This is a genomic window from Kosakonia cowanii JCM 10956 = DSM 18146 (assembly GCF_001975225.1).
Lineage (GTDB): Bacteria > Pseudomonadota > Gammaproteobacteria > Enterobacterales > Enterobacteriaceae > Kosakonia > Kosakonia cowanii.
Map to the genome: position 1 here is coordinate 700,814 of NZ_CP019445.1, position 26,140 is coordinate 726,953.

Genomic DNA, 26,140 nt, shown 5'->3' on the forward strand with positions numbered 1-26,140 from the left:
TATTGATTTTAAGGACTTTTACACTGCTTTGCGTCCATTGATGTTCTTCTGTGCACTATTGGGTTCTGACTTCTCTTGTGCGTAAGGAAGCCCCGATCCGACTCGGGGTAGCGAAAAATGGAGCTGACGACAATGAAACAATCTCTCGCCTTAAACTCGCTGTTACTCTCTGCCGGTATGTTGCACACCACCGCGCAGTCCGCCGAGTTCGCCTGCGCCGATCGCGTGACGGGGCTTAACGAAATTGGCCTTATTTCGGTCGATAACGTCGCCGGCAGCCAGCAAGATGTTGAGCGTGTCATTGCCCTGAAAGCGGATGAACAGGGCGCCTCCTGGTATCGCATTATTCGCATGCAGGAGGCGATGCAGGTTGATTCATGGCAGGTGCAGGCGATCCTCTACGCCTGAGTGTCGTCAATAAAAGCCACCAAATCAGGGCGTTTCTTTATGCCCCTACTTTCTTTAAGATTATGTTATTCGGGTGATACATCCGTGTAACATATTGTTACAAATCTACGCTAAATGTTGTCCGCTCCCTGCCGTTAAGGAGGCTCACACATACAAAAACGGACACATTATGAGCGCCCTCTTTCGTCGTGCCAGCCTTGGTGCAAAGCTCTCTTTGCTGACTGGTGCAAGCGTTGCGACGCTATTTCTCTTATTTACCTTTCTGATGAGTAACAACGCCAGCCAACAGCTGGAAACGCTGGCTATGGAAGATCTGCACAGCCAGTCTACCGGCGTGGTCGACATGGTAGAGATGTTCAACAGCAGCCTCACTGAAGAAGTTGAGAGCTACACCCGATTGTTTGGCAGTTTCCTGCCGCAGCCGCTTGCCATTGATCCGCAACAGCGCCGCGAGATTAACGGCATCGACGTTCCGCTGCTGAAAGCCGGTGACGTTGAGCTGCACAACAACAACGCCATTCCCGATGATTTCCTTAACCGCACCGGCGCGATTGCCACCCTCTTCGTGCGCAGCGGCAACGAATTTGTGCGTGTTGCCACGTCTCTGCGTAAAGAGAATGGCGATCGCGCGATCGGCACCAAGCTTGATCCCGCCGGCCCGGCGTTTGCTCCGGTGATGAAAGGTGAGGTCTATCGCGGCCTCGCGCTGCTGTTCGGCAAGCGCTATATCACCCAGTATCAGCCGGTAAAAGATGCCAGCGGCAATACCATCGCTATTCTGTTTGTTGGCGTCGATATCACCCGCTCCTGGCAGGTGATGCGCGGCAAAATTCTTGGACGCAAACTGGGCGAGAGCGGACACTTCTTCGTGATTGACCGCAACCCGGGGAAAAACCTCGGCAACTACCTGTTCCACGGTGACCAGGAAGGCAAACGTCCGCAGTGGAGCGAAAGCGATCTGCAGGCGGTGCTGAACAACGAGAGCGGCACCCTGACACAACAGAGTGCGGATGGCCGCACGCTGCTGCTCTCCTACACCGCACTGCCCGGCTGGAACTGGGCGGTCGTGGGTGAAGTCGATAAAGCCACGCTGCTGCACGATGTAAACGCAATGCGTAACCAGTTCCTGCTGGCGGGCGTGATCGTCTCCCTGCTCTTCGCGACGATGTTTGTGGTGATTATTCGCCGCTGGCTGTCGCGTCCGCTGCGTAGCGTGATCGATCTGGCACAGCAATATGCCGCAGGCGATCTGCGCGCCACGCTGGCAGTGGATCGTCAGGATGAGGTGGGAGAGCTGATCGCCGCGATCAATGGCATCGGCGATGGGCTGCATAAAATTGTGCTGCAGGTGCGGGAATCCGCCGCCGAGATCAACCTCGGCACCAATGCACTGGCCGCCGACAGCAGTGAGATCAGCGATCAAATCAATAAGCAGGCCAGCAGCGTCGAAGAGACTTCCGCCAGCATGGAGCAGATTGCCGCCACCGTGCAGCAAAATGCGGCCAATATGGAGCAGACTCAGCACCTGGTAAATGAAACCACCGACGCGGTGAAAAAAGGCGGTCAGACCGTCGAACACTCCGTTGAGACAATGGAAGATATTCGCGCCGCTTCACAGCGTATCGCCGATATTACCCATGTAATCGAGTCAATTGCCTTCCAGACCAACATCCTCGCGCTTAACGCGGCGGTGGAAGCGGCGCGCGCAGGCGAGCATGGCAAAGGCTTTGCCGTTGTTGCCCAGGAAGTACGTGCTCTGGCGGCACGCAGCGCCAACGCGGTGAAAGAGATCGACGCGCTGATTGGCGATACGCTGAAAAAAGTGGGCGAAGGTCACTCTCAGTCGGAAGCGACCCGCATCGCGATGCAGGCGATCATCAATCACATGAACAATATCAACCAGTTGGTTCATGAGATTAACCATGCTTCCCATGAACAATCTGCCGGGATTAATCAGGTGAACCTGGCGATGACGCACATTGGCGATGCCACGCACATCAACGCCGGACGCGTGACCCAGAGTGAAGAGACCGCGCGCATTCTGCGTGAAAAAGGGGCGCATCTGAGCGAGCTGGTCAGCCTGTTCCGCTTAAAAATGGATTAATGGGCTCCGCCCGTGGCGCGCAGCAGCAGGTCACTTTTGACCTGTTCATCAATCCGCGACGCGCCACGGGTATCAAGCATCATCTGACACCACGCCTGCGCTATTGGCGGCGATGCGTGCCGCAGCATTTGCGCACCGACGCCCAGTAGCCAGAGCTGCTGGGTAATCTCCCGCCCTTGCGCCTCGTCCGGCTTACGCAGCCGCGGCTGGAGCTGCCGCCAGGCGCGTTCGAAATGGCGATCCCGCCCTTTTACTGCTGCAAACTCTTCGCTTAATAGCGCCAGCACGCCCGGCTGTTTGGCCAGCACGCGCAGCACATCCAGGCACATCACGTTTCCCGAACCTTCCCAGATACTGTTGACCGGCACTTCGCGGTAGAGCCGCGGCAACTCGCTCTCTTCGCAGTAACCGATACCGCCCAGCACCTCCATCGCTTCGGCGACGAACGGTATGCCGCTTTTACACACCGCGAACTTCGCCACCGGCGTAAAGAGGCGCGCCCATAACGCTTCCTGTGCATCCGCCCGGCTATCCCATGCGCGGGCGAGGCGAAAGATCGTCGCCGTTTGCCCCTCAAGTTGCAGTGCCATGCGGCTGAGCACGTCGCGCATTAGGGGCTGATCGACAAGGTTTTTGCCAAACGCCTGGCGGTGATGGGCATGATAGAGCGCCACGGAGAAGGCGCGGCGCATCAGGCCGTGGCTGCCGAGGGCGCAGTCAAAGCGCGTCAGCCCGCCCATTTTGAGGATCTGGCGCACGCCGTCGCCCTCTTCGCCGAGCAGCCAGCCGCAGGCGTCAACAAACTCCGCTTCGCTGCTGGCGTTCGAACGGTTGCCGAGCTTCTCTTTGAGCCGCTCGAGGCGCACGCCGTTACGCTCCCCGTCCGGCAGAAAGCGCGGCACAAAGAAGCAGGAGAGGCCGCCCGGCGTCTGTGCCAGCACTAAGTGCGCATCGCTTTGCGGCACCGAAAAGAACCACTTATGCCCCACCAGCCGGTAGTGATCGCCGCTCCTCTCCGCGCGCGTGGTGTTACTCAACACATCGGAGCCGCCCTGCTTCTCCGTCATCCCCATGCCGATAAGCAGCCCGCGCTTCTCCCCACCCGGCAGCAGATGAGGATCGTAACGATCGCTGAGCAGCGGTTGCTGCCAGCCTGCAAAAGCAGCGGGAAGTGCCTGCTGCAATAGTGGCGTGGCGGCAAAGGTCATGGTGATGGGGCACAGCGTGCCGGATTCCACCTGCGCATGCAGCACGAAGCGGGCGCTGCGCGCGACAAACGATCCGGCGCGCGCATGCTCTTCCCACGCCAGGTTATGCACGCGGTTGCTGCACAGTCCCTGCATCAAAAGGTGCCAGGCCGGGTGGAAGCGCACATCATCCAGCCGCTCGCCGGTGCTGCTGTAGCGCAGCAGTTCCGGTGGATTGGCATTTGCCAGCCGACCAAGTTCAAGAGATTCTGCTGTGCCGAGTTGCTGGCCGATGCTGGCGAGCAGTTCTGCATCCCACGCCGCGCCCTCGCGCATCACTGCGTCGTAGAGGGGACGGTCAGACAGAAACAGGTTGCTGTTATGCAGGGGAATGGGTTGGTTAAAAACGGTGTGCGTTTGCCAGCGCATGCTCTCGCCCTCCTTCAATGGCCACGCCGCTAAGTATGGACAGCCCGCGCTGGCGCTGCATGGGAGGGGGGTCACACAGCGGTAATATCATTGCGATCAATCGTGAAACGGCTCACATTATTCAGGAATAATATATTTCCCCGCTGACATTCTAATGAATAATTTATTCTCACCTTCCCAACGAGAATCATTATGCATTCACCTCACCCTGCGCCAGATGCGCATAAGCGTGCGCTTATCGCCGGCTCGATTGGCAACTTTATCGAGTGGTATGAATTTGCGGTGTATGGCTTTCTCGCCACCGTGATTGCGAAAAACTTCTTCCAGCTGGCGGGCGACACGGGGTTGACCAGCTTGATCCTCACTTACGCGTCGTTTGCCATCGCCTTTTTCTTTCGCCCGCTGGGCGCGGTGCTGTTTGGGCGCATTGGCGATCGTCTCGGGCGTAAACCGATGCTGATTATCGTCCTGGTGCTGATGACGCTGGCGACTGCTGCTATCGGCATGGTACCGGTCTATGCCTCGATTGGCATTGCCGCACCGATGATCATTACCGGGCTGCGTATTTTGCAGGGGCTGTTTGCCGGCGGTGAGTATGGCGGCGCGGTGTCGCTGATGACCGAGTTCGCTCCGCGCGGTAAACGCGGGCTGTATGGCGCCTGGCAATCCTTTACCGTTGCGCTGGGGCTGCTCAGCGGCGCGGGCGTGGTGGCGCTGCTCTCGACGATCCTCACGCCGGAAGCACTGCACGAGTGGGGCTGGCGTATCCCATTCTTCCTCGCCCTGCCGATGGGCGTGGTCGCGCTGTGGCTGCGGGTGAGCATGGAGGAGACGCCAAGCTTTGTGCAACAGCAGGAGAAACCGGTCGTCCAGCAGGCCAACCGTACCGCGACGCTGAAAGCGATTTTTATGGGTATCGGCCGGGTGATGGTGTGGTCCGCCGCCGGGTACACCTATCTGGTGATTATGCCGACCTACCTGCAATCGGCGCTGCATACCGGCTTTAACCAGGCGCTGCTGATTGCGGTGATCTCCAATGTCGGCTTTGCGCTGACCATCATACCTGCCGGAATAGCGAGCGACCGTTATGGCCGCCGTACGGTCATGGTGACGGCAACAATCTTGTTGCTGATCCTCGCGCTGCCGCTGCTCAAAATCCTGCAGGCAGAGTCGAGCACGCTGGCGGTGAAAGCGGTGGTGGTGCTGATTGCGGGTGGTCTGGTGGGGGTGCTGGCAGGCCCCGGCCCGGCGATGCTGTCGGAGATGTTTCCAACGCGCGTGCGTTACACCGGCCTGGGCGTGGCCTATTCGCTCTCAAACGCGCTCTTTTCGGGCTGTGCGGGGTTGATCATTACCGGGCTGATTAAGCAGACCGGTAACCTGGATATTCCGGCCTATTACGTGATGGCAACAGCGGTGGTGAGTATTGCGGCGCTGATGACGCTCAATAAGGATGACCATCTGCGGTCTTTAGAGGAGTAATAGCGCGATTTTGCGTAGGCCGGATAAGCAAAGCGCCATCCGGCACTGTTGCGTAGGCCGGATAAGCGAAGCGCCATCCGGCATTACGTGCACTTAACTGCGCTGGCGCACCGCTTCAAACAGGCAGATACCGGTCGCGACCGAAACGTTCAGCGAGGAGACGCTGCCCGCCATCGGAATGCTGATCAGCTCATCGCAGTGCTCGCGGGTCAGACGGCGCATACCTTCACCTTCCGCGCCCATCACCAGCGCCATCGGGCCGGTCATTTTGCTCTGGAACAGGGTGTGATCCGCTTCGCCCGCGGTGCCGACGATCCAGATACTCTCTTCCTGCAACAGACGCATGGTGCGCGCCAGGTTGGTCACACGGATCAGCGGTACGTTCTCCGCCGCGCCGCAGGCCACCTTTTTCGCCGTGGCGTTCAGCTGGGCCGATTTATCTTTCGGTACGATCACCGCATGGACGCCCGCCGCATCGGCGCTACGCAAACAGGCCCCGAGGTTATGGGGATCCGTGACGCCATCGAGGATCAAAAAGAAGGGTTGATCGAGGCTGGCGATCAGATCCGGCAGATCGTTTTCCTGATACTGACGGCCAGGCTTAACGCGTGCAATGATCCCCTGGTGCACCGCGCCTTCGCTCTTCTCATCCAGATACTGGCGGTTCGCCACCTGGATCACCACGCCCTGCGCTTCCAGCGCGTGGATCAGCGGCATAAGACGTTTATCTTCGCGGCCTTTCAGAATAAAGACTTCCTGAAAACGCTCCGGGGCGCGCTCCAGCAGGGCCTGCACCGCATGGATGCCGTAAATCATTTCACTCATTGATGGTACTCATTTGGGGCGGTTTGCGCCGGGTTGTTAGGGCCGTGATAGATATCACCGGCGCCCATTATAACCAACCCACGCCTCAGGTCGAACTTAACCCGCCGCACGAGGCGGCAGGTTTACCTAAACCCCGGGCAATGCGCGTTAAAAACTCTCCCAGCTTGTCTCTGCCAGCGCCGGTTTAAGCGCGGCGGGCTTGCTTGCCGCTGGCTTTTTCGCGGCCTGCGCTTTATGGCCGGAGAGGGTAAAGATGGAGATAGTCTGCTCCAGCTCGCGCGCCTGCTCTTCGAGGGAGCTTGCCGCCGCGGAGGACTCCTCCACCAGCGCGGCGTTCTGCTGGGTGGTGGTATCCATCTCTGCCATCGCCTGACCGATCTGCGAGATGCCGCGGCTCTGCTCTTCAGACGCGCCGGCAATCTCGTTCATGATATTGCGGACCTGGGCCACAGAGTTGACGATCCCCTCCATCGCTTCACCGGCCCCCGCCACCAGCTTAGAACCGTTCTCCACCTGGCTGCCCGCTTCGTGGATCAGGGCTTCAATCTCTTTCGCCGCCGTGGCGCTGCGCTGCGCCAGCGTTCTCACCTCGCCTGCGACCACGGCAAACCCGCGTCCCTGTTCGCCCGCACGCGCCGCTTCTACTGCGGCGTTAAGCGCGAGGATATTGGTCTGGAAAGCGATGCTGTTAATAACGTTGATGATGTCGCCAATTTTGTGCGAGCTGGCGCGGATCCCCTCCATGGTGGTGACCACTTCACCAACAATCTTGCCACCGCGGTCGGCGCTGGAAGAGGCCTCTGCCGCCAGTTTGCTGGCGTGGCTGGCGTTTTCCGCATTCTGTTTCACCGTCGAGGTCAGCTCTTCCATACTGGCGGCAGTTTCCACTACCGCAGCGGACTGCTGCTCGGTACGCGAGGAGAGATCGATATTGCCCGCGGCGATTTCCGCCGAGGCGCGCGACACGCTCTCCACGCCGCTACGCACACGGGAGATCACCTCTTTCAGGTTCTCATTCATCACGGAAACCGCTTGCAGCAGCAGCCCCGGCTCATCGCGACGTTGGGTGGTGATAGACATGGTGAGATCGCCCTGCGAAATGCGCTCGGCGATGTGCAGCGTTTCACGCAGCGGACGGGTAATGTTACGGGTGATGCGCCAGGCAATCAGCAGCGCAATCGCAATGCCTACTGCGGCTGCAAGCAGCATGATAGTCATCGCATGAGACATGGTTTCCTTCACCTGCGCCTGCTGCCAGACGAAGAAATTCTCAACGGATTCGTTTAACTGAGTGGCGGTGCCAGTCAGGGTTTTGGACTGCGTTGCCTGATTGGCAAACGTAGTAACGAATTGGTCAATATTCCCCTGCAGGCTGGCAAGCTCGGTGGTCAAGGCGGCATTTAAAGAGGCGAGTTCTCCGCCCTGCCCGGCCAGCGCTTTCCCATATTCCGCGCTTTGCTGAAGTGCGGTGCTGAGACGGGCAGCCGTATCAGCGCTGCCGGAGTCAATCAGCTCTTCAATTAACAGCGCCGACTCCTGCAACCGCGCTTCAAGGCGCACGGCCACCACCGCGCTTTCAGGTGGCAAGCTATCGCTGACGCTCAGTGAAGCGGCCTGCTGGGCGATATCTTCAATCTTTGCGCTACGTAATGCGGCGGCCAGTTCATTACGGCGTTGTATTGACGAAACAAAGGTGCTCCTTTGTGCCATATAGGTTTCGGTTTGCTGTTGCAGGCTGTCAATTTTTGTCTGGCCTTCCTGGCTCCAGGAAAAGGTATCCAGCGTTTTCGCCAGCTCAATAATTTGTTGTAAAGCCTTGAGGTTTTTATCAGCGTTTTCTGCCGAGCCGGTATATTGATAAAGGGTGCGATTAAGCCGTGCGGTGCTGAGTGTATTTACCATCTGGACGGTAACCGCTTCTTTATCCGCATTTTCTTCAACTTTTTTAAAGCCAATAAGACCTGTTGCAACGGTAATCATCATAATAATAAGCACGATAATAAAACTGGAGGTCAGTTTTTTGCCGACGCTTAGATTATTCGTGATGTTTCCTACAAAAGCGGTAACGGACATACGGTTCACCATAAAGTTAGATTTTGGGCGCTATTTCCAGTTATCGTCAGCCTTAAAATTTAACTTTATGATTTATTCTTCAGCTTATACGTAAAGTACAGTATTCATGATCTAAATCACGTATTACTGCAACGAACAACGAATCCATTTCGGCATAAAATATTACCGCTTCGCTTAGGATATATCATATTTATTTGTTTTTTTAGAGTTGGCATTTTATTAGGGTGCTATTAATGTCGTTGTAAATAAGTTTGCACTAGGCGGTTGCGCGCTGGAGCAAGAGTGCCTGAGCGAAGCGGCGCAGCCCTTCGGCAATGGTAGATAGATGATGCAAACTTGTAAGCAAGCAGGGTTATAGAGTTCATGCCACATATAATTATTTCAAAGAATGTAACTGCATATTAAGGTCAAAGAGAAATGATTATTATTAATTGCGATGGTAATACTTTTCACATTTAAAGCGACGGTTAAAAAAAGAACAATCAGGGTAAATATTCACTATTAATTGAGGCGGGGAATTAAACCAACGCTAAACCAGACGGGTAACCAGCATTGACATCGTTAAATAATAGCCATAACGGGCATTAAATATCAGCGTTACGCAATTTACATTTTGAGACCAGCGCAATTTTTCAGACAGCCGCTCACTTGATAAGTTCACTGCGAAATTATTGAGGAGTAACAAACGTGAAAAAATTATCCGTACTTTTATCTTTATCTCTGGTGATGGCATCGGGTTCAGCCCTGGCAATGGGTTTTACCGCCGAACAAAGTAAGAACTACACCAATCTCAATGCTGAATTAGGCAAAAGCTCAGACGGCTTATATGCAGAGAGCAACTGGGTAAAAAATACTAAAGATGGCGCGCAGCTGGGCAGCCTGGGTGTAGGTTATAACTTTGGCCTCGGTCCGTTGACCCTCTCAGCCGGCACTAAAGCCGTCTACCTCGGGCCGAAAAAAGGCGATAACGGCGTGGCCTTCCCGATTGGCGGCGGCATCGACTGGGCGCTGACGGACAGCATTCATCTCTATGGCGAAGGCTACTCTGCACCGGAAGGTCTGACCAACAGCGTGAAAAACTACGTCGAAGCGAATGGCGGCATTAAATGGACACCTATCACGCCGCTTACGCTTAAAGCCGGTTACCGCCACGCAAGCGTCGATGGCAAAGATGGTCGTCCGGGCCACACCATTATCGACGGGGCCTATTTAGGCGCTGGCGTCACCTTCTGATATCTCGCACAGCGGGGAGCGCGCGTCTCCCCGATTCCCCCGCCTTAACATTGGCGCGCAGGCAGGATCGATCCTCTACCGCGACTCACCTTCCAGTAACAAAGATAAAACCCTGCGAGCCCAGGGATGACACCCGCCCAGGCATTACCGCATAAAGATTATGTTTTACAGAGTTATATTCGTTCGAATAATAACTTCTCTTGACCATCATATTTGTTACTATTTCGCTGTTCTTTATATCCGTTCAGGGCAACCAACCTATGGAATGAATAGATTATGAGTGAACAAAATCTTTCGACAAAAAAGGCCGGGAACACGATCAATAAGCCTGTGTTTGCTACATCGGCGTTATTAATCGTGCTCCTTGTGGCTTTTGCCTCGCTTTTTCCCGAGCTGGCTGGCAGCAAATTCAAGCTGCTACAGCAGGAGCTTTTCACCAATGCCAGCTGGTTTTATATCCTTGCCGTCGCGCTGATCCTGCTGAGCGTGACCTTCCTTGGGCTTTCGCGCTACGGCGATATAAAACTTGGCCCCGACCATGCACAGCCCGATTTCAGCTACCACTCCTGGTTCGCCATGCTCTTCTCGGCAGGCATGGGGATCGGCCTGATGTTCTTTGGTGTGGCGGAGCCGGTGATGCACTATTTATCGCCACCGGTGGGGACACCTGAAACCATTGAGGCCGCCAAGCAGGCGATGCGCCTGACCTTTTTCCACTGGGGTCTGCATGCCTGGGCCATCTACGCTATCGTCGCGTTGATCCTCGCCTTCTTCAGCTACCGCCACGGTTTACCGTTGACGCTGCGCTCCGCGCTCTACCCGATTATTGGCGATCGCATTTATGGGCCTTTGGGTCACGCCGTCGATATTTTCGCGGTGATCGGTACGGTCTTTGGCGTCGCCACCTCGCTGGGCTACGGCGTATTGCAGGTCAATGCTGGTCTGAATCACCTTTTCGGTGTGCCGATTAATGAAACCGTGCAGGTCATTTTGATCGTCGTGATCACCGGCCTTGCCACCATTTCCGTGGTATCGGGGCTCGATAAAGGGATCCGTATCCTCTCTGAGCTGAACCTCAGCCTGGCGCTGCTGCTGGCGTTAGTGATGCTGCTTGGCCCGACGGTGCTGCTGCTTAAATCCTTTGTCGAGAACACCGGCGGATATCTCTCCGAGTTGGTGAGTAAAACCTTTAACCTTTACGCCTATGAGCCGAAGTCGAGCAACTGGCTGGGCGGCTGGACGCTGCTCTACTGGGGCTGGTGGCTCTCCTGGTCGCCGTTCGTCGGTATGTTTATCGCGCGTGTTTCCCGTGGCAGAACGATCCGCGAGTTTGTCACCGGCGTGCTGTTTGTCCCGGCAGGTTTCACGCTGCTGTGGATGACGGTGTTTGGTAACAGCGCGATCCATCTCATCATGACCGAAGGCGCACGCGACCTGGCTGACACCGTGCAGCAGGATGTCGCGCTGGCGCTGTTTAACTTCCTTGAGCACTTCCCTTTCTCCAGCATCCTGTCGTTTATCGCCATGGCGATGGTGATCGTCTTCTTTGTCACCTCTGCTGACTCTGGTGCCATGGTGGTGGATACTCTCGCCTCCGGTGGCTCAAGCCATACGCCGGTCTGGCAGCGCATCTTCTGGGCAGGGCTGATGGGCGTGGTGGCAATTGCGCTGCTGCTGGCGGGCGGGTTAAGCGCGTTGCAAACGGTGACCATTGCCAGTGCGCTGCCCTTCTCGGTGATCCTGCTGATCTCGATTTATGGGCTGTTGAAAGCGTTGCGCCGGGATCTCACAAAACGTGAAAGTCAGAGTATGGCGACCATCGCGCCGACTGCGGCGCGCAACCCGATTCCGTGGCAGCGCCGGTTACGTAATATCGCCTATCTGCCCAAACGCTCGCTGGTAAAACGTTTTATGGATGATGTTATCCAGCCGGCCATGACGCTGGTGCAGGAGGAGCTGAATAAGCAGGGAACGCGCAGCACCATCAGCGACGCGGCGGACGATCGTATTCGCTTCGAAGTCGACCTGGGCGATGAGCTTAACTTTATCTATGAAGTGAGGCTGCGCGGGTATAACACCCCTACCTTTGCGATTTCGGGTCTGGAGAGCGATGAACAACAGGCGGAGCAGCATAAGTACTACCGCGCGGAAATCTACCTGAAAGAGGGCGGGCAAAACTATGATGTTATGGGCTGGAACCAGGAGCAGTTGATCAACGATATTCTTGATCAATATGAAAAGCATCTACACTTCCTGCATCTGGTTCGTTAACCACGACAACACCGCCTGCGGGCGGTGTTTTTTCATCTGGTTATCAAGCCCTGGCGTGCTAAATTTTGCCGAAACGACAACGCGTTAATGGAGACCCTGGATGGCCAATTTTTTTAAGAAGTGGTTTGGCGGCGGTAATGATAAAGCGAAGGATGAAGTGCTTCGCGAACCCGACCTGACCATTGCCCGCGCCAATAATGAGATGCAGCAGCGTACGCAGGCGGCAACGGAGATGTGGGGGATCGACAGCGCCGAGTGGGGCGTCGATCTCGATGCAGGGACCATTACCTTTACCAATCATGAAAAGGGGTGGGTCATTACCGCACCGGTTCAAGTGGTGGGCACCTATGATACCGAAGAGGGCTCCTGGCTATGGGGCTGGGATCACCCTTCCGTGCGCGAACCGCTCGGCGAATATGCCGCCTGTGTGCGCACGTTTGGCGAGCAGCATGGTCTGGAAGCGTTAACCACACGCCAGATTAGCGCCTCGACAGAAGATGCCTGGACCTTTACCGCACTCGCCTGCCATCTTGGCGGCGGTCAGGGTGGATATAGCGGCCTCGCTGGCACCACCCGGGTATTTATGGTCTATGACAATGTGACTATTAATAAACAAGCGTAACGGTATGTTGCAAATCTGGAAAATAACGCCCAGAACGGCCTATTTTCCAGATTTAATGATTAAGCTAAATCTCAATTAACGCTCAACTGTTATCATAAAAATAGCGCAAACTGTTATGCTTTCTAATAACAAATTTAGCTGTTTTCTGATAAACGCCAGCCTGACAAAAAATCATCTATCTCACTGAAAAATAAAATATTTAAAACCACACTTTTTCTGTTTTTTATTATCAACAATAGAATAAAAAGCAGATAGTTCTCAAAAAAAGAAGAGAGCACAAATATCTTTTATAATTAAATAAACAGTGATTAATTCAAAAGCGCGACTTATTATTTAATATACAAAGTGTTTCACCGCTTATAAGAAAACTTTTTTTAGCGACAATTCTTATAAGGCGATTTAAATATGCATCTTTATTCGTTCAGGGCGATTTTTTATTAATTAAAAGACGCAGGTTTGACTCAGCTGGAGATCTTTTCCAGAGAACGCTCACCAACGCAGGGGTGGCAAAAAAAGCAGAGCGCACTGAAAGAGTGAGAGCCTCGCTTCGCAGCCCCTAACAGGAGGAGACCATGAGCACCATTGATACCGAAAAAAAGGCAGGCGTGCTTATCGAAAAGGCTGTTAAACAGCTGCTGAACACCGATGAGGCAGTCTCTTTTCGCGCCGTGCTGGAAATACTCAATGACAAACGCAAACAGGCAGTAAACCGCGAAGGTATTGCCGCCTGCGACAGCGCTATTGATGAGATTCAGGCGATGATTGCCAAAACGACGAACGAACGTTCGCGTGTGCCGGTGAGCCGTAAGAACTTCCTTGCACAGTGGAAGCCAGGCGCAGACGACAAGATCCATTAATAAAAAACGGCAGCCTCCACTTGCGCAGAGGCTGCCGTGCTAAATCCATTTATTTAGATATCATCCTGGGTGCGATGAACAATCATCTCCAGCGCGTTGCGCAGGATGTCATTCTGGACAACATCGGATTCCGTCTCGAGGCGGCTAATAAGGGCCAGAATCAGATCCTTATTAGTTACCACGGTTTTCACTGATTTCAGTGCAAAGGTCAGCTCGTCAATAATCTGTTTTTCGGCCTCAAAGGCATGAAGCTTGCTGTCTGTAGTCTCAAATGTCTTAAAAGTCGCGTTATTCATCATAAACTCGCTAGAAAAAGTGACGTGGCTATCCTTTGCAGTCAGCCCAGTATGTTGTACAGATTTCCCCACGAAACTTGTACAACACCGACAAGTTAGACGTGAAAACGTTAGCGCGCAATCTTTTTAAAGATATATCCTCTCGTTTTGATAACCTTCTCCCTACCGAACCCTTGTAGAGCGCACTCTGACGCGGCTTTTCGTGGGGATGCAAACCTGCTCAGGAGAGAAGAAATGGGCTGCGATTACCGCGATTTTTATCAAGATGATGAAGGTATAACGACAGATTTAACCCTGCTCGCTTTTGGCGCGCAGGCGGTGCAATGTACTGCCCTTGAGTGCGATGTGGTGGATGAAAATATAAGGGAGACAATCGCCTTTCTTATTCATCAGCAACACGCCATTTTTGATACCGCGATTATCGAAGCGCAGAACTATACGGCGCGGATCTATTCCGCAGCGCTCAGCGATCTGACGCTAATAAAAATCTATCTACTATCGCAGGAAAAGAGGGGGTTCGGTTTACTCTTTTCGACTCAAATCGATCCAGAGCACGGCATCGGTATGAAATTCAATGGATATGACTTAACGGAAATTGGTAGCGCCGAAACGGCTTTCCTCTGACGCATTATTTCGCGGAGCGTTATTGCCCTGACGCTATAAAGAAAAACCCCCTCTTTGCAGAAGGGGTTTTGATTATCAATCGGCTTTTTTCTTGCGCGACGCGCGTTTTGCTTTGGTCGCGGCGGCTATTTTTTGCGTTTTCTCAGAGGGCTTTTTCGCTTTTTTTGCTTTGCCCTTGGCTTTATCGCCACGGAATTCGCTATCCGGTTCGAAATTCACCTTTTTATTGGCCTGGCGACGCGGCGGTTTTTTGCTCGCGTTGCTGCGACCTGCGGTGCCTTTCTTGTTACGCTCGCGATCGGTTTTACCCGGGTTACGCGGGGCGCGCTCGCTGGAGATAAGCGAGAAGTCGATCTTACGCTCATCCATATTGACCGCTTCAACCTTCACTTCAACCCGGTCGCCCAGGCGATAGGTCTGACCGCCGGATTCGCCAATCAGGCGCTGACCAACCTGGTCAAAGCGGTAGTAGTCGTTATCCAGCGACGATACGTGCACCAGACCATCGATAAACAGGTCAACAAGACGCACAAAGAAGCCGAAACCGGTGACGCTGGCGATGACGCCGGAGAAGGTGTTACCCACCTGATCCTGCATAAAGTCGCACTTCAGCCAGTCCGCAACATCACGGGTCGCTTCATCGGCGCGGCGCTCGGCCATCGAACAGTGCTGACCCAGCTGGAGGATCTCTTCCATGCTGTAGTGCCATCCGCCCGTTGCGGTGCTGTTACCCTTCTCGCCCTGCTCTTTCGCCAGCAGGTACTTGATCGCACGGTGCAACGAAAGATCCGGGTAACGGCGAATCGGCGAGGTAAAGTGCGCATAGGATTGCAGCGCCAGGCCAAAGTGGCCGCGGTTTTCCGGATCGTAGATCGCCTGTTTCATCGAGCGCAGCAGCATGGTTTGCAGCATCTCGTGATCGGGACGATCGGCGATCGATTCCAGCAGCGCGGCATAATCGCGCGGCTCCGGCTTGTTGCCGCCCGGCAGCTCCAGGCCCAGCTCGGCGAGCACGGTACGGAACGAGGTAATAGCGTCGTTGGTCGGTTTATCGTGAATACGGAACAGTGCAGGCTCTTCTGCCTTCTCAACGAAGCGTGCCGCAGAGATATTGGCGAGGATCATGCACTCTTCAATCAGCTTGTGCGCGTCGTTACGCTGCGTCTGCTCAATGCGCTCAATTCGGCGTTCGGCGTTGAAAATGAACTTCGCCTCTTCGCTCTCAAAGGAGATGCCGCCGCGCTCTGCGCGCGCCTGCTCAAGGGTTTTATAGAGGGTATGCAGCTCTTCAATGTGTTTTACCAGCGGCGCGTATTGTTCGCGCAGTTCGCCATCGCCCTGCAGCATATGCCACACCTTGGTGTAGGTCAGACGCGCGTGGGAGCTCATCACCGCTTCGTAGAACTTATATCCGGTCAGACGCCCTTTGGCGGAGATGGTCATCTCACACACCATACAGAGGCGGTCTACCTGCGGGTTCAGGGAACAGAGGCCGTTGGAGAGCACTTCTGGCAGCATTGGAACAACCTGCGACGGGAAGTAGACGGAGGTGCCGCGATTACGCGCTTCGTTGTCCAGCGGCGTACCGTGGCGCACGTAGTAGCTGACATCGGCGATGGCAACCCATAAGCGCCAGCCGCCGCCGCGTTTCTTCTCACAGTAAACGGCGTCATCAAAGTCGCGGGCATCTTCGCCATCAATAGTGACCAGCGGCAGATTACGCAGATCGACGCGGCCCACTTTGGCCTCTTCCGGCACCTGCTCTTTCAGGTCAGCAATCTGCTTTTCGACTTCCGGCGGCCACTGGTAGGGAATTTCATGGGTGCGCAGCGCCATATCGACGGCCATGCCGGTGCCCATGTTGTCGCCCAGCACTTCAACGATTTTACCCACTGCTTTGGTGCGGCGAGTCGGGCGCTGGGTCAGTTCGACCACTACTACAAAGCCCATGCGCGCGCCCATAATCTCTTCAGGCGGGATAAGGATATCGAAGCTCAGGCGGCTGTCGTCCGGCACTACAAAGCCGACGCCAGCGTCGGTGAAGTAGCGGCCGACAATCTGCCCGGTTTTCGGCACCAGTACGCGGACAATGCGCGCTTCGCGACGCCCTTTGCGGTCCGCGCCCAGCGGCTGTGCCAGCACCTGGTCGCCGTGGATGCAGGTTTTCATCTGCTCGCTGGAGAGATAGAGATCGTCTTTGCGGCCTTCGACACGCAGAAAACCGTAGCCATCGCGGTGGCCAATAACAATGCCTTTCAGCAGGTCGAGACGTTCGGGTAAGGCGTAGCACTGGCGGCGGGTGAAGACCAGCTGCCCGTCGCGCTCCATGGCGCGCAGACGTCGGCGCAGGGCTTCATGTTGTTCTTCGCCTTCGACATTAAGCTCAACAGCCAGTTCATCGCGGCTGGCAGGCTTTTCGCGTTTGGAGAGATGGTCGAGGATAAATTCGCGGCTGGGAATAGGATTAGAGTATTTTTCAGTTTCGCGTTCGAGGAAAGGATCTTGTGACATAGCGGTTCCTCCGTTGTCAGCTCTGGCGGAGCGTTTCGTCATTCCACCAGCAATAATTTGTAAAGCGGTTGATTCTCTTCAACCAAATCGGCAAGCGTGTAGTTATCAAGTTCCTTCAGGAAACTCTGCACGGCTTTTGAGAGGGCGACTTTCAGTCGGCAAGCGTTGGTGATGTGGCAAAAATCGCTGTGGCAGTTCACCAAAGTCAGCGGTTCAAGAGAGCGCACAACATCACTGATACGAATATCTCGCGCGGGCTTACCCAGGCGGATACCGCCATTTTTTCCACGCACCGCCGCGACATAGCCTTCACGACTTAGCTGATTGATTATCTTAACCATATGATTACGGGAGACACCATACGTTTCTGTCACTGCAGAAATGTTGGTCATCTGCCCTTCCGGCAATGCCGCCATGTAAATCAAAGCGCGTAAACCGTAATCGGTAAAGCTTGTTAACTGCACACCAACCTCAATAACAGGAAAAAAAGCGAGATACCCGTAGGTATTGACTTTATTGATGATAAACCAGCCACCAGTCAGGTCGCTAATTTATTTGAACAGAAAGGTAAAAAAAGCGAGGAGAAAGGGCGCGAATTTCGCGCCCTTAAGCAGGATTATGCGTCGAACGGGTCGCGCAGAATCATGGTCTCAGTGCGATCCGGACCAGTAGAGATGATATCGATCGGTACACCAGTAAGTTCTTCAATACGTTTGATGTAATTGAGCGCTGCCTGCGGCAGACCGCTGCGCTCTTTCACGCCAAAGGTGGTTTCAGACCAGCCCGGCATGGTTTCGTAGATCGGCTCGATACCTTCCCAGTTGTCGGCAGCCAGCGGCGTGGTGTCCACTTCGCGGCCATCCGGCATGCGGTAAGCGACGCAGATTTTCACCTCTTTCAGGCCATCCAGCACGTCCAGCTTGGTCAGGCAGAAACCAGAGAGGGAGTTGATCTGTACGGCACGGCGCACGGCAACGGCGTCCAGCCAGCCGGTACGACGACGACGACCGGTGGTCGCGCCAAATTCGTTACCCTGCTTGCAAAGGAACTCGCCGGTTTCATCAAACAGTTCGGTCGGGAACGGACCTGCACCCACGCGAGTGGAGTAGGCTTTGATGATGCCCAGCACGTAATCAACGTAGCGCGGGCCAAGGCCGGAACCGGTAGCAACACCGCCTGCGGTGGTGTTTGAGGAGGTGACGTACGGATAGGTACCGTGGTCGATATCCAGCAGCGTGCCCTGCGCGCCTTCGAACATCACGAAGTCGCCGCGCTTACGCGCTTGATCCAGCAAGTCGGAAACGTCAACAACCATAGCGGTCAGGATGTCGGCAATTGCCATCACATCGTCCAGCACTTTCTGGTAGTCAACCGCTTCAACTTTGTAGTAGTTCACCAGCTGGAAGTTGTGATATTCCATCACTTCTTTCAGTTTATCGGCGAAGGTCGCTTTATCGAACAGGTCGCCAACGCGCAGACCGCGACGGGCAACTTTATCTTCATAGGCCGGGCCGATACCGCGACCTGTGGTGCCGATCGCTTTCGCACCGCGCGCTTTCTCGCGAGCGACGTCCAGCGCAACGTGATAATCAAGGATTAACGGGCAGGCTTCAGAGAGCAGCAGACGTTCGCGAACCGGGATACCACGGTCTTCCAGTTCTTTCATCTCTTTCATCAGTGCAGCAGGCGACAGCACAACACCGTTACCGATGATGCTGGTGACGTTTTCGCGAAGAATGCCTGATGGAATAAGATGGAGGACGGTTTTTTCACCGTTGATTACGAGAGTATGGCCTGCGTTGTGACCGCCCTGGTAGCGTACAACATATTTAGCCCGTTCAGTCAGAAGATCGACAATCTTCCCTTTACCTTCGTCACCCCATTGGGTGCCCAGTACGACGACGTTGTTACCCATTTTTCAAAATCACCGTTTGCTTAAAAATGGATTCTACCACCGCTTTTTTAGAGAATCAGCACTTTTTCCGTGCAAAATTCCCGCGAGTTAGCCGATTATTGCCTCAGCCAATCGTTTTCCTCAACATGTAGTAGACAACGATGCCTGCAACCACAAGTCCACCGCCAAAACGGCGCAAAATATTATCCGGAAGCTGGCTCAATGAGGCGATCATTCGCCGCCAGGCACGCGGATAAAGCATCGGGCCAAGCCCTTCAAGCACCAAAACTAACGCCAGCGCGAGCCAGATTGTTGCGTTCATGGGTCATCCTCACAAAAGAAAAACCACCGCCCGGAGTGAGGCGGTGGTTTTCATTATCAAAACCGTTGACGCGATATTAGCGTGCGGTTGAGGTCGGCGTCTTCATATAACGGAAGAAATCACTGTCCGGGCTCAGCACCATCACATCCTGGTTGCTGTCGAAGCTGTTTTCGTACGCACGCAGGCTACGGATAAAGGCGTAGAAGTCCGGATCCTGGCTGAAGGCATCAGCAAACAGTTTCGCCGCTTCGGCATCGCCTTCACCACGCATGATGCGACCCTGACGCTCGGCTTCCGCCAGCGTTTTCGTCACTTCATAGTCCGCAGTAGCGCGCAGTTTTTCCGCCTCTTCCTGACCCTGTGAACGGTGGCGACGCGCAACCGCTTCACGCTCGGCGCGCATACGGTTGTAGATCGCATCCGACACTTCCGTCGGCAGGTTGATCTGCTTAATACGCACATCGACCACTTCAATGCCCAGCGCGGCCATACTGTTCGGGTTGATGACCGGCACTTTGCCGTTCGTTTCAGCCTGAACGCGTTCCGCTGCTTTCGCGATAGCGTCATCCGCCGCTGGCGTGACCACTTCATCTTCGGTGCCCGCAGAGCCGGAGTTCAGCGCGTCGCGCACTTCCGAGGTCAAACGGCCGCGGGAGTCGGTGACAATATCTTTCACATCCAGGCGACCAATCTCAGAACGCAGACGGTCAGAGAACTTACGTTTCAGCAGCACTTCAGCCTGGGAGACGTCACCGCCGCCGGTAGCCAGGTAGTAACGGCTGAAATCGCTGATGCGCCACTTGATATAGGAGTCGACGATCAGGTCTTTCTTCTCTTTGGTCACAAAGCGATCCGCCTGGTTATCCATGGTCTGGATACGCGCATCGAGCAGTTTGACCGATTCAATAAACGGCAGTTTGAAGTGCAGGCCCGGTTCAAAGACTAACGGCTTGTTGTCGCCGTCACGCAACACTTTACCGAAGCGCAGCGAAATTCCGCGCTCGCCCTCTCGCACCACGAAAATCGAGGTGAAAAACACTACCAGCACGATGATGATGATCGCGATTACTGACTTACGCATCGTTATTCCCCCTGACGCTGGTAGTCGTTACGCTGCGCGTTGACGCGGCGTTGATCCATGATATCTCCCGCAGAGGAAGTCGAACTGCTGTTGGCGTTGCTGCCGGAATTGGAGGCAGGCGGCAGACGCAGCAGATTATTTGCGCCGTTGCTGTCGCTCTTCGCCGCCGGCGCGTTACCGCCTTTCAGCATCTGATCCAGCGGAAGCACCATCAGGTTGCCGCCTTTATCATTCACCAGCACTTTACGGGTGTGGCTCAGCACTTTCTCCATCGCTTCGATATAGAGACGCTCACGGGTGATTTCCGGAGCAGCTTTATACTCAGGCAGGATCTTGGCAAAACGCGCCACTTCACCCTGCGCTTCCAGCACGGTCTGCGTTTTGTACGCGCGCGCCTCTTCGAGGATACGCTGCGCCTGACCGTTCGCACGCGGCTGCACTTCGTTGGTGTAGGCTTCCGCTTCACGGATGAACTGCTGCTCGTTCTCACGGGCGGCAATCGCATCATCAAACGCGGCTTTCACCTCTTCCGGCGGACGAGCGGCCTGGAAGTTGACGTCCAGCAGAGTAATACCCATGTTGTAAGGACGAATGGTCTCTTCCAGCTCGCGCTGGGTATCGCTACGAATAACGGTACGCCCTTCGGTCAGAATACGATCCATGGTGTATTTGCCGATTACGCCGCGCAGGGCGCTGTCGGTCGCCTGGCGCAGACTGTCATCGGCGCTGGCAACGCTAAACAGATAGCGCTGAGGATCGGTTACGCGGTACTGCACGTTCATCTCAACGCGCACGACGTTTTCATCAGAGGTGAGCATCACGCCAGAGGCAGCCAGTTCACGAACGGATTCGACGTTCACCGCCGTCACGTTGTCGATAAAGGTTGGCTTCCAGTTCAGACCCGGTTCAACCAGGTGACTGAACTTACCAAAGCGTGTCACCACGCCGCGTTCCGCTTCTTTAATGGTGTAGAAGCCGGTCGCAGCCCAGATCACCACGGCAGCAACGGCAGCGATGCCGAACACGCGCCCGCCCAGTGGACTGCGAGGGCCAGAAGCGCCTGGATTACTCCCGCCGGTGCCTTTGCCACCGCCCAGACCGCCGAGCTTTTTGCTCAGCTTGCGGAAGATATCATCCAGATCAGGTGGCCCCTGATCGCGACCGCCTTTGTTTCCATTTCCCTCAGAGTTGCCGCCTGGTTTGCTGCTTCCCCACGGGTCGCGGTCTTGTCCGTTGTTACCGGGCTGATTCCACGCCATGTATGTGCTCCATATTTATTTTGCGGTGTATGCCCGCACAGGCGGGCACCCCCAAAGGGGAAAAATCTTCAGGCTTTGCCGATCAAACGATGTACTCTTCGAGCGCCGGTTCTTGTTTACAGAGTCGACGCCAGTCAACGATGGGCATCCGTATCTGCATACCTACGCTGCCATCCTCTTCCGTCCACTCTTTTTCTATTGCCTGAAGCTGATAAAACCGGCTTCTTAAACGCCCCTCTTCCGCTGGCAGCCGCAGCGTGTGCTGCGCAACTTCGCCGGCAAGACGTTCTGTCAAAGCCTGGAATAACAGTGGTACGCCAGCCCCCGTCTGGGCGGAGAGCCAGACGCGGGTCGGTTTGTTCTCTTCATCTCTGTCGATACGCGGCTCGAAATCTTCCAGCATATCGATTTTGTTCATTACCAGCAGCGTCGGGATCTCATGTGCATCGATCTCTTCGAGCACCGTGTTCACCGCGTCGATATTTTCCTGTACGCGCACATCAGCGCCGTCAATCACGTGCAGCAGCAGCGTCGCCTGGCGCGTCTCCTGCAGCGTCGCTTTAAACGCGGCAACCAGATCGTGCGGCAGGTGGCGAATAAAGCCGACGGTATCGGCCAGTACGGTTTCACCGACATCGGCAACGTCAATGCGGCGCAGCGTCGGATCCAGCGTGGCGAACAGCTGGTCGGCTGCGTAGACCTGCGCTTCGGTTATCTGGTTAAACAGCGTCGATTTACCGGCGTTGGTATAACCCACCAGTGAAACCGTAGGAATATCCGCCTTGGTACGGGAACGACGCCCCTGTTCACGCTGCTTCTCAACCTTTTCCAGGCGCGAGAGGATTTGGGTAATGCGATTACGTAACAAACGACGGTCGGTTTCGAGCTGGGTTTCACCCGGACCACGCAAACCAATCCCGCCCTTCTGTCTTTCAAGGTGGGTCCAGCCACGCACAAGGCGCGTCGCCAGATGGCGCAACTGCGCCAGTTCTACCTGCAATTTCCCCTCGTGCGTTCGTGCACGCTGGGCAAAAATATCCAAAATCAGGCCGGTGCGATCGATAACGCGACATTCGCACAGTCGCTCCAGGTTACGTTCCTGGGCAGGGGATAGCGCATGATCAAAGAGTACGACGGACGCACCCGTTGCTTTTACGGCTTCTGCAATCTCGACTGCTTTACCTTCACCAACGAAATATTTGGGGTGCGGTGCTTTACGGCTACCGGTAATCACCTGCATTGCTTCGACACCGGCGGAAGAGACCAGAGCTTCAAACTCCTGGAGATCTTCCATATCTTTGTCTTGCGAAAAATAGATGTGTACCAGCACCGCCTGCTCACCGGCGTCATAACGGTCAAACAAGCGTAAACCCTCATTAAATACCAGCGGGGAACACAGCGAAACTGGCTCCCCGATCTGGAAATCAGCCTTCAACCTTACTCGGTTTCTTCGCTGTCCTGCTGTGCAGAGCCTTGCGCGTTGCTACCATGGTGGTAGTTGTTGTTGGAGCCGCCACCCGCATTGTTGCTGTGATGTGAAACCGGGCGGGACGGAACAACGGTCGAAATCGCGTGCTTATAAACCATTTGGCTGACTGTGTTTTTCAGCAAAATAACGAACTGATCGAAAGACTCAATCTGTCCTTGCAGTTTGATACCATTCACCAAATAAATTGAAACTGGAACACGTTCCCGACGCAGTGCGTTCAGGAACGGATCTTGTAAAGATTGCCCCTTAGCCATTCTATCTTTTCCTTATATGCTTGTTTTGTACTTAGAACCCGGAAGCTCTGAAAACTGCGTAAAAATTTGCGCACGATACGCGGTAATTGTACACATTCACCCTGCGATAGCACTAACTACCTGTAACACGTCATGGTAAGACTTTTCTGGCTTTTCACTCTCTAACCAGTGAACCTCACTCCATCCGCGTAGCCAGGTCATCTGTCGCTTGGCTAACTGCCTCGTCGCGCAAATACCTCGATAAACCATTTCATCGTATGAAATCTCGCCTTCGAGATAGGACCACATCTGGCGGTATCCCACACAACGAACGGAAGGCATATCCGTATGCAAATCTCCGCGAGCAAAAAGCGCCCGCACTTCTGCTTCAAAACCTGAAGCTAACATCTGGTGAAAACGCTGCTCGATTCGCTGATGGAGCAGTTCACGGCTCGCCGGGGCGATGGCGAACTGATGCACCTGGTAAGGCAGAGCGTCTCCTGACGTTTGCGTCAGATCTGTTAAAGTTTTACCCGAAATGAAAAAAACTTCCAGTGCCCGGGAAAGCCTTTGCGGATCATTCGGATGGATTCGTGCTGCAGCGACAGGATCGATTATCTGTAACTGCGCATGTAACGCATCCCATCCACGCTCTGCAGCCTGCTGTTCAATCTCGGCTCGTACCTTCGGATCGGCTGATGGCAAAGGGGATAATCCTTCCAGCAGCGCCTTAAAGTAGAGCATCGTGCCGCCCACCAGCAGAGGAATACGGCCCGCATCGGTGATCGCTTTCATCTCTGCCAGCGCATCGCGGCGGAAATCCGCTGCCGAGTAGGCCTGCGCCGGATCCCGGATATCAAGCAACCGGTGCGGCGCAGCGCGAAGCTCTTCCGCGTTCGGTTTAGCTGTACCGATATCCATGCCTTGATAAATAAGGGCTGAATCAACGCTTATCAACTCAACTGGCAAAACTTTACGTAACGCGATTGCGAGCGCTGTTTTACCGGAGGCCGTTGGGCCCATCAAAAAAATTGCCTTCGGCAGGCTTGCCTTACTCACTTCACTCATCGTTCAGGGCGTTCATCGCCTTTTGTAAATCAACAGGTTGTAATAAACCATCCGGCGGGGTCTTTACCAGATGCGGACAAAGCCGTTCAACGTCGGCTAATAAGGTGATCGCCTGAGCGATACTCCACTGCGCATGTTCAGTCGCCAGACGGCGCGCCAGCCAGTGGGAAATATTCACCGCGTCAATGCTTGTCTGCTGCGCCAGGTAGCCTAACAGTTCAGGAATCAAGTTTTGTAAATTTTGTTGGCGCAAGGGTAAAGGCACCGCGCGAATGGTTACGTGATGGCCATCCGGCACAAATTCAATGCCCATTTGCGTCAGCACGGGCTGCGCGCGCTTGAGCGCCGCGCTCTCATCAGTAGAAATTTTCAGGCGTACCGGAATCAACAACGGCTGCCCGCAGCCCGGCGCATTATCCGGCGAGAGTTGCGCATGACGCAGCCAGCGCTCGGCCACCGGCAGTGCCAGCAGCGCCAGCTTGCCGTCGCGCTCAAGCAGCGCATAGTGCGGCGCAATCAGCGTCAGCACGCGGCCAAAACTCTGGCTGTGTCCGTCGAGCGCAGGCGTTGCAGCGGGTGCTCGCTTCTCCGCTTTCGGCTCAGCCACCGGCGTTTCCAGCAGCTTCTGATAAAGCGCGCCCTGCTGTTTCTGATAACCCGGCTGCGCGTTCGGCCAGCTGCGATCGCCGCTTGCAGGCGAACGGGAAGAGGCACCGGAGGAGGATCCGCCGCCAGAAGAGGGCGAATAAGATCCTGCCTCGGGTTCGCGCGCGGCGCGCGGCTCGGCAAACTGATTGCGTCCGGCGGCCACGCGGTTTTCCGGCAGCACGCGCGGCGCAGGTTCGTCCGAGAGCGGCAGCGTCGCGTCAAGCTGCTGCTGCAACACGCTCAGTACGCCCTGATAGATAAAGTCATGCACCAGCCGCGACTGGTGAAAGCGCACTTCATGCTTGGCCGGATGGACGTTGACATCCACCTGGTGCGGATCGATCTCAAGATAGAGCACAAAAGCGGGTTGCTGATCGGCCCCGAGCTTATCTTCGCAGGCCTGCCGAATGGCATGGTTAATCAACCGGTCGCGCATCATGCGGCCATTCACATAGCAATATTGAATATCGGTAAACGCAGCGGTGTTGCTCTTGGGATCGGCGACCCAGCCACGCAGGGCTAAATCGCCGTGTTGCCACTCAATCGCCAGTGCCTTTTCAAGAAAAGGCATCCCGCAAATGGCACCCAGCCGACGCTCTTTCTGTCCGCCCTGCGCGACCGCGCGGTACTGGCGCACCATCTTACCGTTATGGTTGAGGTTAATAGTGACGTCGAAGCGCGCCAGCGCGATGCGGCGGATCACCTCATCGATATGGTTGAACTCGGTCTTTTCCGTACGCATAAACTTGCGCCGCGCCGGGGTGTTATAGAAGAGATCCAGCACTTCAAGAGTGGTACCCACCGGATGGGCGGCAGGTTTTACCGTGACCGCCATCTCGCGCCCTTCGGCATAGGCCTGCCACGCTTCCTGCTGCTCAGCGGTGCGCGAAGTGAGCGTTAAGCGCGAAACCGAACTGATACTCGCCAGCGCTTCGCCGCGAAAGCCAAGGCTAATGATCGCTTCTAAATCATCGAGAGAGGCAATCTTACTGGTGGCATGGCGTGCTAACGCCAGCGCCAGCTCCTCTTTTTTGATGCCGCAGCCGTTATCGCGGATGCGGATAAGCTTGGCACCGCCGCGCTCAATATCGATGTCGATACGCGTCGCACCGGCATCCAGACTGTTCTCCACCAGCTCTTTTACTACCGACGCAGGGCGCTCAACCACTTCGCCTGCGGCGATCTGGTTCGCAAGCTGTGGCGGTAGAACCTGTATCGGCATGA

At 55.1% G+C, this 26,140-nt stretch carries 22 protein-coding genes; 8 read left to right on the forward strand and 14 right to left on the reverse strand.

The window, feature by feature from the left end:
- The first annotated feature begins 117 nt into the window (after nucleotides 1–117).
- Both yjfN and BWI95_RS03280 read left to right on the forward strand, forming a co-directional pair.
- Entirely contained in the window at nucleotides 118–408 is a 291-nt protein-coding gene (gene yjfN / locus BWI95_RS03275; protein WP_042711837.1) for a DUF1471 family protease activator YjfN, read from the forward strand.
- A gap of 169 nt (nucleotides 409–577) precedes the next feature.
- Nucleotides 578–2,512, forward strand: coding sequence for a methyl-accepting chemotaxis protein (locus BWI95_RS03280; protein WP_076768996.1), 1,935 nt, complete (start codon nucleotides 578–580; stop codon nucleotides 2,510–2,512).
- Here the strand turns inward: BWI95_RS03280 and BWI95_RS03285 are convergent.
- Nucleotides 2,509–4,128: an isovaleryl-CoA dehydrogenase gene (locus BWI95_RS03285; RefSeq protein WP_076768997.1), complete on the reverse strand. Its 1,620-nt coding sequence runs from the start codon at nucleotides 4,126–4,128 to the stop codon at nucleotides 2,509–2,511. The two genes, BWI95_RS03280 and BWI95_RS03285, sit on opposite strands and share 4 nt — an antisense overlap.
- A 192-nt stretch (nucleotides 4,129–4,320) precedes the next feature.
- Between BWI95_RS03285 and BWI95_RS03290 the strand changes: the two genes are divergently transcribed.
- Entirely contained in the window at nucleotides 4,321–5,610 is a 1,290-nt protein-coding gene (locus tag BWI95_RS03290) for an MFS transporter (RefSeq protein WP_076768998.1), read from the forward strand.
- Between the two features lie 93 nt (nucleotides 5,611–5,703).
- Here BWI95_RS03290 and rlmB read toward each other — a convergent pair whose 3' ends face one another.
- Nucleotides 5,704–6,435, reverse strand: coding sequence for a 23S rRNA (guanosine(2251)-2'-O)-methyltransferase RlmB (gene rlmB / locus BWI95_RS03295; protein WP_042711831.1), 732 nt, complete (start codon nucleotides 6,433–6,435; stop codon nucleotides 5,704–5,706).
- Nucleotides 6,436–6,582: 147 nt separating this feature from the next.
- Complete coding sequence (locus BWI95_RS03300) at nucleotides 6,583–8,508, reverse strand: methyl-accepting chemotaxis protein (protein ID WP_076770272.1); 1,926 nt, start codon at nucleotides 8,506–8,508, stop codon at nucleotides 6,583–6,585.
- 687 nt (nucleotides 8,509–9,195) lie between these two features.
- On the opposite strand from BWI95_RS03300, the gene BWI95_RS03305 reads away from it, so the two are divergent.
- The 4 genes from BWI95_RS03305 (at nucleotide 9,196) to BWI95_RS03320 (ending at nucleotide 13,491) form a co-directional block, all read left to right on the forward strand.
- Nucleotides 9,196–9,741 carry a YfaZ family outer membrane protein gene (locus BWI95_RS03305; RefSeq protein ID WP_023478513.1) on the forward strand — a complete coding sequence of 182 codons (546 nt, stop codon included), beginning with the start codon at nucleotides 9,196–9,198 and terminating at the stop codon, nucleotides 9,739–9,741.
- Nucleotides 9,742–10,017: 276 nt separating this feature from the next.
- The gene (locus BWI95_RS03310) at nucleotides 10,018–12,012 is read left to right on the forward strand and encodes a BCCT family transporter (RefSeq protein ID WP_076768999.1); all 1,995 of its coding nucleotides are present in this window, start codon (nucleotides 10,018–10,020) and stop codon (nucleotides 12,010–12,012) included.
- Nucleotides 12,013–12,112: 100 nt separating this feature from the next.
- Complete coding sequence (locus BWI95_RS03315; protein ID WP_076769000.1) at nucleotides 12,113–12,634, forward strand: DUF6882 domain-containing protein; 522 nt, start codon at nucleotides 12,113–12,115, stop codon at nucleotides 12,632–12,634.
- 572 nt (nucleotides 12,635–13,206) lie between these two features.
- On the forward strand, nucleotides 13,207–13,491 hold the full coding sequence (locus tag BWI95_RS03320; protein ID WP_076769001.1) for a hypothetical protein: 285 nt from the start codon (nucleotides 13,207–13,209) through the stop codon (nucleotides 13,489–13,491).
- Nucleotides 13,492–13,544: 53 nt separating this feature from the next.
- Here the strand turns inward: BWI95_RS03320 and BWI95_RS03325 are convergent, their stop codons facing one another.
- Nucleotides 13,545–13,790, reverse strand: a complete 246-nt coding sequence (locus BWI95_RS03325; protein ID WP_094192953.1) for a biofilm development regulator YmgB/AriR family protein — start codon at nucleotides 13,788–13,790, stop codon at nucleotides 13,545–13,547.
- Between the two features lie 231 nt (nucleotides 13,791–14,021).
- Here BWI95_RS03325 and BWI95_RS03330 point away from each other — a divergent pair, with 231 nt between their 5' ends.
- Nucleotides 14,022–14,411: a hypothetical protein gene (locus BWI95_RS03330; RefSeq protein WP_054803037.1), complete on the forward strand. Its 390-nt coding sequence runs from the start codon at nucleotides 14,022–14,024 to the stop codon at nucleotides 14,409–14,411.
- A 75-nt stretch (nucleotides 14,412–14,486) separates the two neighbouring features.
- On the opposite strand, the gene rnr is transcribed toward BWI95_RS03330, so the two are convergent.
- The 10 genes from rnr to mutL all read right to left on the reverse strand — a co-directional run bounded on the left by rnr (nucleotide 14,487) and on the right by mutL (nucleotide 26,138).
- Nucleotides 14,487–16,922 (reverse strand): ribonuclease R, encoded by a 2,436-nt coding sequence (gene rnr / locus BWI95_RS03335; protein ID WP_076769002.1) that lies wholly within the window; start codon nucleotides 16,920–16,922, stop codon nucleotides 14,487–14,489.
- 38 nt (nucleotides 16,923–16,960) lie between these two features.
- The gene (nsrR, locus tag BWI95_RS03340) at nucleotides 16,961–17,386 is read right to left on the reverse strand and encodes a nitric oxide-sensing transcriptional repressor NsrR (protein WP_023478375.1); all 426 of its coding nucleotides are present in this window, start codon (nucleotides 17,384–17,386) and stop codon (nucleotides 16,961–16,963) included.
- 152 nt (nucleotides 17,387–17,538) lie between these two features.
- Entirely contained in the window at nucleotides 17,539–18,837 is a 1,299-nt protein-coding gene (purA, locus tag BWI95_RS03345; protein WP_023478343.1) for an adenylosuccinate synthase, read from the reverse strand.
- A 103-nt stretch (nucleotides 18,838–18,940) separates the two neighbouring features.
- A complete protein-coding gene (locus tag BWI95_RS03350) occupies nucleotides 18,941–19,138 on the reverse strand; it encodes a DUF2065 domain-containing protein (protein ID WP_023478406.1) in 198 nt (65 codons plus the stop codon).
- Nucleotides 19,139–19,214: 76 nt separating this feature from the next.
- A complete protein-coding gene (hflC, locus tag BWI95_RS03355) occupies nucleotides 19,215–20,219 on the reverse strand; it encodes a protease modulator HflC (RefSeq protein WP_023478485.1) in 1,005 nt (334 codons plus the stop codon).
- A 2-nt stretch (nucleotides 20,220–20,221) separates the two neighbouring features.
- The gene (hflK, locus tag BWI95_RS03360) at nucleotides 20,222–21,478 is read right to left on the reverse strand and encodes an FtsH protease activity modulator HflK (RefSeq protein WP_076769003.1); all 1,257 of its coding nucleotides are present in this window, start codon (nucleotides 21,476–21,478) and stop codon (nucleotides 20,222–20,224) included.
- An 82-nt stretch (nucleotides 21,479–21,560) separates the two neighbouring features.
- Complete coding sequence (hflX, locus tag BWI95_RS03365) at nucleotides 21,561–22,841, reverse strand: ribosome rescue GTPase HflX (RefSeq protein WP_023478522.1); 1,281 nt, start codon at nucleotides 22,839–22,841, stop codon at nucleotides 21,561–21,563.
- A 74-nt stretch (nucleotides 22,842–22,915) separates the two neighbouring features.
- Entirely contained in the window at nucleotides 22,916–23,221 is a 306-nt protein-coding gene (gene hfq / locus BWI95_RS03370; protein WP_023478362.1) for an RNA chaperone Hfq, read from the reverse strand.
- A 96-nt stretch (nucleotides 23,222–23,317) separates the two neighbouring features.
- Nucleotides 23,318–24,268 carry a tRNA (adenosine(37)-N6)-dimethylallyltransferase MiaA gene (gene miaA, locus BWI95_RS03375; protein ID WP_076769004.1) on the reverse strand — a complete coding sequence of 317 codons (951 nt, stop codon included), beginning with the start codon at nucleotides 24,266–24,268 and terminating at the stop codon, nucleotides 23,318–23,320.
- Nucleotides 24,261–26,138 (reverse strand): DNA mismatch repair endonuclease MutL, encoded by a 1,878-nt coding sequence (mutL, locus tag BWI95_RS03380; RefSeq protein ID WP_076769005.1) that lies wholly within the window; start codon nucleotides 26,136–26,138, stop codon nucleotides 24,261–24,263. Before mutL ends, miaA begins: the two co-directional genes overlap by 8 nt.
- Nucleotides 26,139–26,140: the final 2 nt, after the last annotated feature.